The 12,908-nt window shown below is 63.8% G+C and carries 13 protein-coding genes; all 13 read right to left on the bottom strand.

Going from position 1 to position 12,908, the window contains the following annotated elements; translation table 11 throughout:
• A partial coding sequence (gene bamA / locus Q8R73_RS17575) for an outer membrane protein assembly factor BamA (protein WP_305720821.1) occupies window positions 1–2,106 on the bottom strand: 2,106 nt, incomplete at its 3' end.
• A gap of 172 nt (window positions 2,107–2,278) precedes the next feature.
• Window positions 2,279–3,430, bottom strand: a complete 1,152-nt coding sequence (gene rseP / locus Q8R73_RS17580) for an RIP metalloprotease RseP (protein WP_305720822.1) — start codon at window positions 3,428–3,430, stop codon at window positions 2,279–2,281.
• A 43-nt stretch (window positions 3,431–3,473) separates the two neighbouring features.
• Window positions 3,474–4,697, bottom strand: a complete 1,224-nt coding sequence (gene dxr, locus Q8R73_RS17585) for a 1-deoxy-D-xylulose-5-phosphate reductoisomerase (protein WP_305720823.1) — start codon at window positions 4,695–4,697, stop codon at window positions 3,474–3,476.
• A 4-nt stretch (window positions 4,698–4,701) separates the two neighbouring features.
• Window positions 4,702–5,547 carry a phosphatidate cytidylyltransferase gene (locus Q8R73_RS17590; RefSeq protein ID WP_305720824.1) on the bottom strand — a complete coding sequence of 282 codons (846 nt, stop codon included), beginning with the start codon at window positions 5,545–5,547 and terminating at the stop codon, window positions 4,702–4,704.
• A complete protein-coding gene (locus Q8R73_RS17595; RefSeq protein WP_305720825.1) occupies window positions 5,544–6,302 on the bottom strand; it encodes an isoprenyl transferase in 759 nt (252 codons plus the stop codon). The genes Q8R73_RS17590 and Q8R73_RS17595 overlap by 4 nt, the downstream gene beginning before the upstream one ends.
• Before the next feature lie 17 nt (window positions 6,303–6,319).
• On the bottom strand, window positions 6,320–6,883 hold the full coding sequence (frr, locus tag Q8R73_RS17600; RefSeq protein WP_305720826.1) for a ribosome recycling factor: 564 nt from the start codon (window positions 6,881–6,883) through the stop codon (window positions 6,320–6,322).
• Between the two features lie 72 nt (window positions 6,884–6,955).
• Window positions 6,956–7,672, bottom strand: a complete 717-nt coding sequence (pyrH, locus tag Q8R73_RS17605; protein WP_305720827.1) for a UMP kinase — start codon at window positions 7,670–7,672, stop codon at window positions 6,956–6,958.
• Between the two features lie 115 nt (window positions 7,673–7,787).
• Window positions 7,788–8,711: a translation elongation factor Ts gene (gene tsf, locus Q8R73_RS17610; protein WP_305720828.1), complete on the bottom strand. Its 924-nt coding sequence runs from the start codon at window positions 8,709–8,711 to the stop codon at window positions 7,788–7,790.
• Window positions 8,712–8,843: 132 nt separating this feature from the next.
• The gene (locus Q8R73_RS17615) at window positions 8,844–9,842 is read right to left on the bottom strand and encodes a 30S ribosomal protein S2 (protein WP_305720829.1); all 999 of its coding nucleotides are present in this window, start codon (window positions 9,840–9,842) and stop codon (window positions 8,844–8,846) included.
• A 241-nt stretch (window positions 9,843–10,083) separates the two neighbouring features.
• On the bottom strand, window positions 10,084–10,911 hold the full coding sequence (locus Q8R73_RS17620) for a PepSY domain-containing protein (RefSeq protein WP_305720830.1): 828 nt from the start codon (window positions 10,909–10,911) through the stop codon (window positions 10,084–10,086).
• Window positions 10,799–12,028, bottom strand: a complete 1,230-nt coding sequence (locus tag Q8R73_RS17625; protein ID WP_305720831.1) for a patatin-like phospholipase family protein — start codon at window positions 12,026–12,028, stop codon at window positions 10,799–10,801. The genes Q8R73_RS17620 and Q8R73_RS17625 overlap by 113 nt, the downstream gene beginning before the upstream one ends.
• 20 nt (window positions 12,029–12,048) lie before the next feature.
• Complete coding sequence (locus Q8R73_RS17630) at window positions 12,049–12,339, bottom strand: hypothetical protein (RefSeq protein WP_305720832.1); 291 nt, start codon at window positions 12,337–12,339, stop codon at window positions 12,049–12,051.
• 503 nt (window positions 12,340–12,842) lie between these two features.
• A complete protein-coding gene (locus tag Q8R73_RS26070; RefSeq protein ID WP_371126120.1) occupies window positions 12,843–12,908 on the bottom strand; it encodes an SEC-C metal-binding domain-containing protein in 66 nt (21 codons plus the stop codon).

Raw genomic sequence — 12,908 nt, forward strand, 5'->3', positions numbered from 1 at the left:
TACCAGATTGGAACCCATCTGGAAATGATCGAGCATCCGCAATTCGCTGTTGCCGATCTGGTTGAGCATGCCGGCCTGGCCGCGGATCAACCCGACGATGTCGGCAACCAGCGGCGTGTAGTACTTAAGGTCGATCGCGCTCTTCAGATAGCTGACGTCGCCGCCGACGCCGGCGAAGTCCTGCTTGAAGTCGACCAGCAGGCCGTTGGTGGGGTTCTTGTTGTTGTCCAGCGTATTGTAGTTCAGCGAATAGCCGATCGACGAGGTCAGCGTCTTGCCGTTCTGCAGTTCCTTGCGGACCGGCAGCGAGGCTTCGCCGTCAACGTAGCAGCCAAGCGACGAGGTGTTGAACGCACTGGCGGGGTTGCCGTTGGCCATAAAGGCCGGGCTCGGATTGTACGACGGATTCGGCGTCACACCGTCGGCCAGGAACTGGTTGTTGTTACAATTCCGTAGGTAATCCGGCAGCGATATCTTCTGCTGATAGATCGAATAGCGGACCTGCAGCGACAGATCTTCGCGCAGGGCGAAGCCAAGCCGCGGGCTGAAGCCGATGGTGCTGGTGCCGTACGAGATGTAGGAGTTGGCGAGCTGTTCGCGCTGGAACAGGTCGAGCCCGAGCGCGACCCGATAGTCGAGCAAATAGGGCTCCACGAAGGACAGGGAATAGCCGCGCGCATACTGGCCATAGGTCAGCGACGCCTTGGCGTAGAGACCGCGGCCGAGGAAGTTACGCTCGGAAATGCTGACCTCGGCCAGCGCGCCGTCGGTGGTCGAATAGCCGCCCGACACCGAGAAGTCGCCGGTCGATTTCTCCTCGAGATCGACCACGAGGATCACGCGGTCGCTGGAAGACCCGGGTTCGCTCGTGATCTTCACCGTCTTGAAGAAGTCGAGATTCTTCAGGCGGCGCTCGGCGCGATCGACCAGCGCGCGGTTGTAGGCGTCGCCTTCGGCCAGATCGAATTCGCGGCGGATCACGTAGTCGCGGGTGCGGGTATTGCCGCGCACATTGATGCGCTCGATATAGGTTCGCGGGCCTTCGTCGATGGCAAAGGTGATCGAGACGGTATGCGCCTCGAAATTGCGGTCGCCGCGCGGACGCACGATCGCAAAGGCGTAACCGCGCCGCGAGGCCTCGATCTGCATTTCCTCGACGGATTTCTCCAGCGCCTCGGCATTGTAGAGCGAACCGACATTGACGCGCGAGAAGCTGCGCAGCGTATTGCCGTCCAGCGTGCCGATGCTGGAGGCGAAATTGACCTGGGCAACCCGGTACTGATGGCCTTCCTCGATCTTGAAGGTCACCAGGAAGCCCTTGCGGCCCGGATCGTATTCGGTGAGCGCGGCGACGACCTGGATGTCGGCATAACCGTTCTTCAGGTAGAAGCGGCGGATCAGGTCACGGTCGGCCTCGACGCGGTCCGGATCGTAGACGTCGGCGCCGCCGAGGAAGCTCAGCAGGTTCGATTCGCGGGTCTTGATGACGTCCTTGAGGCGATAGGACGAATAGGCCCTGTTGCCGATGAACTCGATCGAGCTGACACCGGTCTTCGAGCCCTCGGTCACGGTGAAAATCAGATCGACGCGGTTGTTCGGCTGCTCGATGATCTCGGGAACCACGCGCACGTCGTAGCGGCCGGAGCGGCGATAGATTTCGGCGATGCGCAGGGCGTCGGACTGCACGATCGGACGCGACAGCGTGCCGCGCGGCTTGGACTGGATTTCCGTCGAAATCTGCTCGTCCTTGATCTTCTTGTTACCTTCGAAGGCAATGCGGCCGATGACGGGATTTTCCACCACGGTGACGACGAGACGCCCGCCGGCCTGGTTGATTCGCACGTCCTCGAACAGGCCGGTCTCGATCAGCGTCTTCAGACCGTCATCGATTCGTCCCTGATCGAGGCGACCGCCGGGGCCCGGCTTGAAATAGGAGCGAATGGTCTCCACGTCGACGCGACGGTTTCCCTCCACCACGATCGAGGACGCGGTCTGGGCAACGGCCGCAGACGGCACGAGCACAGCGGCCAGCGTGACGGCGACCGGCATCGCGAACATGATCAGGGTGGCCAACACGCCGCCCCGGACTCGCATTCCAACATTCATGCGCAAAGCGCCCTTGTGATTCCACGGTTGGTCCGCACCCCCACGAACCAACAGATTCCCATTTGTTGCCCGCTTGTATCCAATTTTGCCGAAGCGGCAAACGTCCTATCGCAGTCCAATTTCATTTTCATTCCAATACGTTGCCTATTGGCCACGTCACAAAAAAGCCTTCTCAGGATGAAGCCAGGTGCAGAATGTCGTTATAGGTCGCAAACACCATCAGCATCAGCACCAGGCCAAGTCCGATTCGGAATCCCATCTCCTGCGCCCGCTCCGACAGCGGACGTCCGCGCACGGCCTCCACCGCGTAGAACAAAAGGTGACCACCATCGAGCAAAGGTACCGGAAACAGGTTAAGCAGTCCGATCGAAATCGAGAGCACCGCGGCCAGATGCACCAGGGCCGCGACACCGATGGTGGCGACCTGGCCCGAAATCTGCGCGATCCGGATCGGCCCGCCGACCTGATCGGCCGCTTCGCGCCCGGTGAAGACGCCGCCGATATAGGACATCGTGCGCTCGACCACGAACCAGGTCTCCTTGACGCCGAGCCAGGCCGCGGTGGCGGGATCCACCCGCTCGGTCACGACGTCGCCGGGATTGGTCGAGCGGGTGATGCCGAGCACGCCGAGCCGGTGAACGTTGCCGAACGAATCCTTTACCTCCCGAAGCTGCGGCGTACCCTGAATCTGCAGGCTGGAATCGCCGCGCTTGATCGTGAAGGTCAGTTGCTCGCCGGCGCGCGTGCCGACGATGCGCTGCATCTCGGAAAAGCTTCCGATGGAAGTGCCGTCGATCGAAGTCACGATGTCGCCGGCCTGGAAGCCGGCCTTGTCCGCGGCACTGCCCGCCTCAACCTTGTCGACCCGCGCCGTCGTGCTCGGCTTGCCGAAGAACGTGAACAGGCAGGTGAAGATCACGATCGCCAGCAGGAAATTGGCAATCGGACCGGCCGCCACGATCGCGGCGCGCGCGCCAACCTTCTTGTGGTGAAAACTGCCGGCGCGCTCGTCGGCGGTCATGGCGGAGAGCGTTTCGGACGACGGCGTCGAGGCCTCGCTTTCGTCGCCGAAGAATTTCACGTAGCCGCCGAGCGGGATCGCCGAGATCTTCCAGCGGGTACCGTGCCGGTCGTTGAACCCGGCGAGTTCCGGTCCGAACCCGAGCGAGAACGTCAGCACCTTGACGCCGTTCCAGCGCGCCACCAGAAAATGGCCGAGCTCATGGAAGAAAACGACGATCGTGAGCACGAATAAAAAGGGAATGATGTAGCCGATGAACCCATGGCTCAACGTATTGAAACTATTCAGAAAAAACTCGGACATCCAATTCCCCTCAAGCAGGGCCGCAGGCCCTGTCCCCAACCCTCTAGGATGCCTTTAAGGCAATTTGAGGCAAGAGGGAGGCAGCTTTATTTCGGGCATTATGGTCAACGGAAATCGCGTCGTCCGCGGAACTCAGCGGAGCCAGGTTCCCGGAGCGAACCCAGTCGTTCATGGTTGCTTCGACCAGCCTTGCGATCGCACCGAACTTGATCTTGCCGGCGATGAACGCCGCCACCGCGACCTCGTTGGCGGCATTGTAGACCGTGGTCGCGCCGCGCCCGGTCCGCAGCGCATCATAGGCCAGCCGGAGCGCGGGGAACCGGTCGAAATCCGGCGTCTCGAAGGTCAGTTGTCCGATCTTGGCAAGATCGAGCTTGGCAGCGGGTCCGACGATCCGGTCGGGCCATCCGAGGCAATGCGCGATCGGCGTGCGCATGTCGGGCGCGCCGAGCTGGGCCACGACGGAACGGTCGGAAAACTCCACCATGCCGTGGATGATCGACTGCGGGTGCACGAGAACGTCGATCTCGTCCGGCGTCAGCGCAAACAGATAGGAGGCTTCGATCACTTCGAGCCCCTTGTTCATCATCGACGCGGAATCGATGGTGATCTTCTGCCCCATGCTCCAGTTCGGATGTTTCAGGGCCTGCGCCAGCGTCGCCTGCTCGATGTCGGCAACGGCCCAGGTCCGGAACGGGCCGCCGGAAGCGGTGATGATGACGCGAACCAGTTCCTCGCGGTTGCCGGAAGCCAGCGCCTGAAACAGCGCGTTATGTTCGGAATCCGCCGGCAGGATGCAGGCCCCTGCCTTGAACGCGCGCTGCATGAAGAAGTCGCCGGCGCAAACCAGGCATTCCTTGTTGGCCAGCGCCACCGTCGCGCCCCGATCCACGGCCGCCAGCGCCGGCTTCAATCCGGCCGCGCCACTGACCGCGGCCATGACCCAGTCGGCCGGACGGGCCGCGGCTTCGATGATGGCGCTTTCGCCGGCGCCGCATTCAGTGCCGGAACCTGCCAGCGCGTCCTTCAACTCGCCGAGGCGATCGGGGTCGGCCACGGCGGCAAAGCGCGCGCCGAATTCGCGGGAGAGCTTCGCCAGCCCCTCGACATTGGTGTTCGCGGTCAGGGCCTCGATTTGATAGCGGTCGCGCGAGGCGCGCAGCAAATCCATCGTGCTGTCGCCGATCGAGCCGGTGGCGCCCAGCACGGTCACGGAGCGCACGGCGGATGCCGCGGCCTTATTGTTACGCAACGGGACAGCGCTCATATTTTCACCAAACCATAAGACCGCGGCCGACGCCATCGCCGCCGCCCCGCAAAAGACCGAAAATCGCCGCCAGGACGACCGCGGCGACGAAACCGTCGAGACGGTCCATCAGCCCGCCATGGCCGGGGATGATGTGACTGGAATCCTTGACACCGAAACGCCTTTTCACTGCGGACTCAAAGAGATCGCCGAGTTGCGACGCGATCGAGAGAACCGCGGCCAGCAGCAGTAACGGGCCGACCCTGCCGAGACCGAAGGCCGCGAACCCGGCCGCGACCGCCAGGCTCAGGGCAAAGCCGCCGATCGCGCCGGCCCAGGTCTTCTTCGGGCTGACCCGCGGCCACAGCTTGGGTCCGCCGATGCCGCGGCCGGCGAAATAGCCGCCGATATCGGATGCCCAGACGATCAAAAGGACGAACATCAGCGCGGTGAAGCCCCAGACCGGATCGAGCCGCAGCATGACCGAGGCGATCAGCGCCGCAAGGGCATAGCAACCGCCAAGCGCGGCCCACCCGCGTCGATGGGGTGACAGCAAGGCAGCCACGATCACGCCGAGCACGACAAGGACGTAAGTAGCCCCGATCCGCCCGACGCCGAGCCAAATCGCGGCGCCCACCAGCGTCATGATGCCGGCGGCCATCACCCGCGGCGTGCGCGCGCCGACGATCGTGAGCCATTCGACATACAGGCCGATCGCGGCCAGCGTGACCAGGCCGAGCCACAGCCACCCGCCCGCATATGCGATGGCGATGGCGGCTGGTGCGAGCACCAATGCCGCGAGCACGCGCATCATCAGGTTGCGCGACCCCTTTTCGGCATCGGCCGCCGGTGCGGCCTCGCCCTCGGTCACGAGGCGGTTTTCGCGGCCAGGCCGCCGAAACGGCGCTCCCGCCTGGCATATTCGGCGATCGCCTCTTCGAGCGCCGCCTTGTCGAAATCCGGCCAGTGGATCGGCACGAACACCAGTTCGCTGTAGGCGGCCTGCCACATCAGGAAATTCGAGAGCCGCTGCTCGCCGCTGGTGCGAATGATCAGGTCGGGATCGGGAATTTCGGGCGCGTCGAGGTAGCGGCTGAGGGTATCGGCATCGATCGTGGAAGGGTCACGCTTGCCCTCGGCGACCTCGCGCGCCAGCCGCTGGGCGGCGTGGGCGATTTCCTGGCGCGAGCCGTAGTTGAAGGCGACCACGAGATTGAGCCTGGTATTGCCCTTGGTCAGCTCTTCCGCCTCGTTCAGCAGCGCGCAGATATCCGGCTCCAGCCCGTCGCGCTCGCCGATCACCCGGACCCGGACGCCATCGCTGTGCAATGTCGCGAGGTCGTTGCGGATGAAGCGCCGCAGCAGACCGAAGAGATCGCCGATTTCGCTGGCCGGACGCGACCAGTTTTCCGAGCTGAAGGAAAAGATCGTCAGATACTCAATGCCGAGCTCGTAGGCCGCGCGCACCACCCGCCGCAACGCCTCGACGCCGCGGCGATGGCCTTCGGCGCGCGGCAGGCCGCGGGCGGCCGCCCAGCGTCCGTTGCCGTCCATGATGATCGCCACATGCCGCGGCGCGCCGGAGGGATCCGGAGCTTCGGTTGCTGGGGCGGCGGCGTTCGACATCGGCGGATCCTGGCGCGTTAAACGGTGAGGATTTCCTTTTCCTTCGCCGCAAGCAACTGATCGATCTCCGAAATCATCGCGTCGGTGGCCTTCTGCACATCATTGGCCAGCCGCTCCTGATCGTCCTCGGAAATTTCGTGGTTCTTCTCGAGCTTCTTGACGGTATCGAGCCCATCGCGGCGGACATGGCGCACCGCGACCTTGGCCGCCTCGGCATATTTGTGCGCGACCTTGACCAGTTCCTTGCGGCGTTCCTCGTTGAGTTCGGGAATTCGCAGGCGCAACACCTGGCCTTCGGTCGCCGGGCTCAGACCGAGATTGGAATCGACGATCGCCTTCTCCACCGCCTTGACCATCGACTTGTCCCAGACCTGCACCGAGAGCAGCCGCGGTTCGGGCACGCTGACGGTGGCGAGCTGGTTGAGCGGCATGTGGGTGCCGTAGGCATCGACCTGTACCGGCTCCAGCATCGAGGCGGCGGCGCGGCCGGTGCGCAATCCCCCGAGTTCATGCTTGAGTGCCGCCGTAGCGCCCTGCATGCGGCGCTTCAGATCGTTGATGTCGAAACCACCCGTGGGCATAACGCTCTCTCCTCCTGAAAACTGATCGCCGGGGCCGTCAGGCGCGCGCGCATCAGATGCGTCGCCAGCCTGTCAACCGGCGACGATGGTGCCGTGGCCGGTCCCGCGCAGGATCGCGCCTATTGAATCCGGTTCGGCGATCGAGAACACGATGATAGGCAGCGATGTCTCGCGGGCAAGTGCGAAAGCGGTCGCGTCCATCACCTTGTAGCCGCCTTCGATCGCCTGTGAATGCGTCAAACGGTCGAACCTCTTGGCGGTCGGGTCCTTTTTGGGATCGGCCGAGTAGACGCCATCGACATTGGTGGCCTTCAGCACCGCCTGGGCGCCGATCTCGGCCGCCCGCAGCACCGCCGTGGTATCGGTGGTGAAGAACGGGTTGCCGGTGCCGCCGCCGAGCAGCACGATGCGGCCCTCGGCAAGATATTTGTGCGCTGCACTGCGGGTGAACAGCTCGCAGACCTGCGGCATGACGAAGGCCGACAGGGTCCGCGCCGGGGTACCACGCCGCTCGATGGCGGCTTCCAGCGCCAGACAATTCATCACGGTGGCGAGCATGCCCATGGTGTCGCCGGTCGGACGGGACACGCCGCGCGAGGATACCTCGACGCCGCGCACCATGTTGCCGCCCCCGACGACGACGGCGACTTCGACGCCGAGCTGCTTGGCGGCGATAAGGTCGCCGGCAATGCGGTCGATGGTCGGCTGATCGAGGCCGAACGCATGCGCGCCGGCGAGATATTCGCCCGAGAGCTTGATCACCACCCGCCGATACACCGGCTCAGCCATTGCGCGTCGCTTTCCTCTGGGCCGGTCGTTAGTTGGGCAGCCTTGTTGGGGCAGCCTTGTTGGGGCAGGCTTGCCGCCGCCGGCGAAGCCGCGCCGGAAGGACCTGATCCGGCGGTTACTTCTTGCCGCTGGCCGCCGCGACCTCGGCCGCGAAATCGGATTCCTGCTTGTCGATTCCCTCGCCCAGAGCATAGCGCACAAATCCGGTGATCTTCACCGGCGCGCCGATCTTGCCCTCGGCTTCCTTCACCGCCTGGGCGACCGATTTGGCGTTGTCGTGGATGAAGGCCTGCTCCAGCAGGCAGACTTCCTTGTAATAGGTTTTCAGGCCGGACTCGACGATCTTCTCGATCACGTTCTCGGGCTTGCCCTGCTGACGGTATTTGTCGGCCAGCACGTCCTTCTCGCGGGTCACGGCCGCGGGATCGAGCCCCGCCGAATCCAGCGCCTGCGGGTTGGTCGCGGCCACATGCATCGCGATCTGGCGGGCGAGCGCGGCCAGTTCATCGGCCTTGCCGGCGGATTCCAGCGCCACGATCACGCCCATCTTGCCGGCGCCTTCGACCACGGCGTTGTGCACATAGCTCGACACCACGCCCTGGCTGACTTCCAGCATGGCCGCGCGCCGCAGCGTCATGTTCTCGCCGATGGTGGCGATCGCATCCTGAATCGCGCGCTCGACGGTAACGTCGCCGACCGGCGCGGCCTTGATCTTCTCGACGTCGCCGCCGACCTTGAGCGCGACCTGGGCGATCATCTTGACCAGCCCCTGGAACTGCTCGTTGCGCGCGACGAAGTCGGTCTCGGAATTGACCTCCACCACGACACCTTTTGTGCCGTGCGTCAGCGCGCCGATCAGGCCTTCCGCGGCAATGCGGCCGGACTTCTTGGCGGCCTTCGACAGGCCCTTCTTGCGCAGCCAGTCGATCGCCGCTTCCATGTCGCCGCCATTCTCGGCGAGCGCCTGCTTGCAATCCATCATGCCGACGCCGGTCGTCTCGCGCAGGTCCTTGACCATCGCTGCAGTAATCGTTGCCATCGTTGAACGTCCTTGTTGCCTGTCAGGATGAGCGCGGCGCGGCTGTTGCCGCCTCGCCGCCTTCCACCACCAGGGAATGTCGCATCAGGAACCGGAGCGGTGGCCGGGAAATTCCGGCCACGCCTGTTCGCGTTATTCCGCTTCCGCGGTCATCGCCTTGGCCTGGGCGACCCAGCCATCGGCGCGGGACGGAAGACCGACCTCTTCGCCGATGTGATGCGCGGTGTCGTGATCGAGTTCGGCGAGCTGCCAGTAATGGAAGATGCCGAGATCGTTGAACTTCTTCTCGATCGCGCCGGACACGCCGGTGAGCTTCTTGAGGTCGTCGGCGGTACCGCGCGGGCCGGCCAGGCCCTGGAAGCCGGCGGGCTGCGGCGCCACCGGAATTTCCTCGCGGATCGGTTGCGCGGAAGCACCGATGTCCATGCCGGAATCGCCCTGCGCGCGCGAAATGCCGTCGATCACGGCGCGCGCGATCAGATCGCAATACAGCGTGATGGCGCGGCCGGCGTCGTCATTGCCCGGCACCACATAGGTGATGCCCTTGGGGTCGGAATTGGTGTCGACGATCGCGGCGACCGGAATGTTGAGCCGCTGGGCTTCCTGGATCGCGATGTCTTCCTTGTTGGTGTCGATCACGAAGATCAGGTCGGGCAGACCGCCCATGTCCTTGATGCCGCCGAGCGAACGGTCGAGCTTGTCGCGCTCGCGCTGCAGCGTCAGACGTTCCTTCTTGGTGTAGGCGTTGGCATCGCCCGAATTCAGCACTTCCTCGAGATGCCGCAGCCGCTTGATCGAACCGGAAATCGTCTTCCAGTTGGTCAGCGTGCCGCCGAGCCAGCGCGAATTGACGAAATACTGCGCCGAGCGCTTGGCGGCCTCGGCCACGCCGTCCTGGGCCTGCCGCTTGGTGCCGACGAACAGGATACGGCCGCCCTTGGCGACGGTATCGCTGACCGCCTGGAGCGCGCGATGCAGCAACGGCACGGTCTGGGCGAGATCGATGATGTGGATGTTGTTGCGGGCACCGAAAATGTAATCCGCCATCTTCGGATTCCAGCGGTGCGATTGGTGGCCAAAGTGAACGCCAGCTTCAAGCAGCTGACGCATAGAAAAATCGGGTAGCGCCATCGTGATATTCTCCGGTTGGTTCCTCCGGAAGCGTGTGAGCAAACGAGCCTTGCGGCCCGGCTGCCACCGGACGGCCTTTTGAGCCATGCTTCCGTGTGAGATGGGCCGCTATATAGCGGGATTCTGGGGGGAAGCAAGGAAATACGGCCGGTTTTGGCGGTTGGGGGCGGCCATACCGGGTCGCCAGACGGCAAATGCGGGACTTTCCCGCGCAATGGCCCCGCGAGCCCCGGACAGTGGATCAGGCGGACGCTCCTCGCGAGATTCCACCGGAAGGTCGTTTCCATTTCTTTTCGGGGACCGATGTCTTGCGTCCGCGGCTTCGTCTTGCCGGCGGCTCGACCGCGATTTCCTTCAGCGAGCCGTCGCAGACGATCACCACCAGCAAGACGAGCTTCGCGCCGTCGTGCTGCAGTCCCGCGCTGACCGCTTTGCCGGAGCCGTATTGTTCGGCAATGGCGATCGTCTCGGAAAGATCGATGCCGGCGGCGGCGAAAGCGGCCAGCGTGGTCTGGTTCTCCTGCCTCAACCTGGAGACGGGCGTTGTCGACCCGCTGCCGACTGACATCCCGGTCGACGCATCGATCGTCCCCTCCCACAATTCGCCGTTCAGAAGAACCTTCACCCCGTAGGCCGGATGCGAGGTCGATCCGTCGAAACTCAAATCGACCACCTTGGCGCCCGGGCCCCGCCGCTCGGCGATGGCAATCGCCCGCCGGGCGGAAATTTGGGTATAGGCGAAGGCCTCGATTTCCCGCTGCATCGCTTCGCTTTCGGACTCGCTGGATAGCGGGACCGACGTTGGCGCGAGGTCGGCCGTCTCGCGACCGAAGGCCGCCACGGACGCCATCGCCAGGATCAGGGGCAACAATAACCGGATGAGGAGCTTCGCAAGTTTATTGACGCGCATGATCGTTTTCCTGACCGCCGGCATCCTGGTTGATTCTTCCTGCAGATCAGTGACCGGCGACGGGTTGCGGCAAAGAAAAAGTACGATAGCCGTCATTCGGGTTCGGCCCGTTGGATGGCGGAGATTTCGTCCAGGCGCGACCGCTTCGTGCCCGCTCATAGCCATACTGAAACAGCCCGCGCATATAGCCGGTATCGAATCCCGAACTTGGCGGCGCGGGAATGCGTCCTTCGATGTAGGTCAGGTTGAAGCCGTATTTGTTGCGGCGGCTGAAATCATAGGTGCTGTTGAGGATCGAACGCGTCTGCGTCTTGGTGATGGTGGATGAGGATCGCGCCGCGATCTCGATCGTGCTGTTGGCGACCAGTTGAAAATCCGGCTCGACCTTGTTGTTGATCAGGATGTAGAGCTGCAGATCGCCGGCCTTGTCGCCGCTCCTGGCCAGCCTGGCGTCGCGCAGCAGGAATGCCTCCGGCAGGGTCATGACGGGCGCGGTCACGCCGCCATCGACGTGCATCTCCTGGAATTGCCTGCCGTTGGCTTCGGCAGTGACCAGCATCGGCGGAAACACCACCGGCACACTCGCGGATGCGGCGACGACGTCCCTGAACAGGTTCAGCGCTTCGGGGGTGCGCAGCGATGCGATCTTTCCCATGTCCCAGATCGCGGTGCGCTGCGAGTCCAGATTGGTCGTGACGATGAACAGCAGCCGCCCCCTGGCGTATTCGGCGGCGACGGCAGCAACGAAGTCGACATCGATGTATTTGGCCACCAGCTCGCGCAGCCTCTTGTTGCCGAACAGACCCGCCCCGAAGATCGCGTTGAAGGCGCTCGGTGCGTCGAGCAGGCTCTCGGCGACGCCGCTGGTGTAGAGATCCCGCAATGTCGCGTCATGGCCGGCACCGAGGAACGCGAACGGCGCGATCAAGGCGCCGGTGCTGACGCCCGATACGATCGAGAATGAGGGGCGTGTGCCCGCCTCCGTCCAGCCGTTGAGAACGCCGGCGCCATAGGCGCCGTCGGCGCCGCCGCCCGACAGCGCGAGGTAGGTTTGCGGCCCACGCAAAACGGCCTGCTGCCCGTTCTGCCGGAACCTGGAGGCCGGCTCGTCGGCGTAGCGCCGCAACTCCGTCAGATCGAGCACGCGCGCGGACGACGCATCGGCAACGCCATAGGGCGTTCGCGGCAGCGAGGCGCACCCGGCGACCCAAACGGCGAGCGCCGAAACCATCAGCAGCGAGGCGGACGACCGGCGCCGGATGCGATGCACGGCCATTTCAGGCTGCCCGTCGCCGCTCACGAACGCGTCGCGTCTTGGGAACCGTATTGCGGTAAGACTCGAGGAGCGGTTTGGGACGCCGCGCCGGCCCGCGGAGCAGCCAGCTCGAGATAGTCCCTGTGGATCGCCTGGATGGTAACGCGGTCGTCGAACTTGACCCGCCAGCTGCTCGGAGTGCCGCGGCCCACGATCAGCCCTTCGCGATCGCCGTATTTGGGGTGTCGTTCGCGCCCGAGACGGCTCATCCGGACACGTGCGCCGTGGAAAAGATCCGGCTCAGACGGGGCAATCTCGTGGGTATCGGACATCGATGGGTATCCAGTGAGTAATCACTCAACATAAGTAAGTGGTCACTCACTAAAGTTGGCTAAACCGAAAGTCAACCTCACGGCGGCCTGAATAAATGAATCTGCGATCAAAGAAACGCGATCAGGGAATGCGAAACGAGCCGAGATACCCGTCGCGGCGGTCATCGATCGGTTCGGGAAAGGTCATCGAAGCCGGGATCGCGCCCGGCCAATTTTTCGGGTCGCCGGCCAGCCCAGTCCGATTCCGGTGGTGAGGCCTTAGCGCCTGGAAGTTGCACTTTGCCGACCGGCGATAGGCGTCACGCCCTCAGCGGCGATTCCATGAGCCCATTACCGACTATGTGAGATCGTGAGTCGCTTGCTGCCCATGCTTCGAGACGCTCGCTCCGCTCGCTCGTCAGCATGAGGTTGTTATGTTTTGACAAGTCAAACCTCATCCTGAGGAGGCCACGAAGTGGCCGTCTCGAAGGATGGGCTGCAATACCGATCTATGATTCCGGGTACTATGTCAGGCAGCATTTCTTGAATTTTTTGCCGCTGCCGCAGGGACAGGGATCGTTGCGCCCGAT

The sequence above is a fragment of the Bradyrhizobium sp. genome (assembly GCF_030697065.1).
Lineage (GTDB): Bacteria > Pseudomonadota > Alphaproteobacteria > Rhizobiales > Xanthobacteraceae > Bradyrhizobium.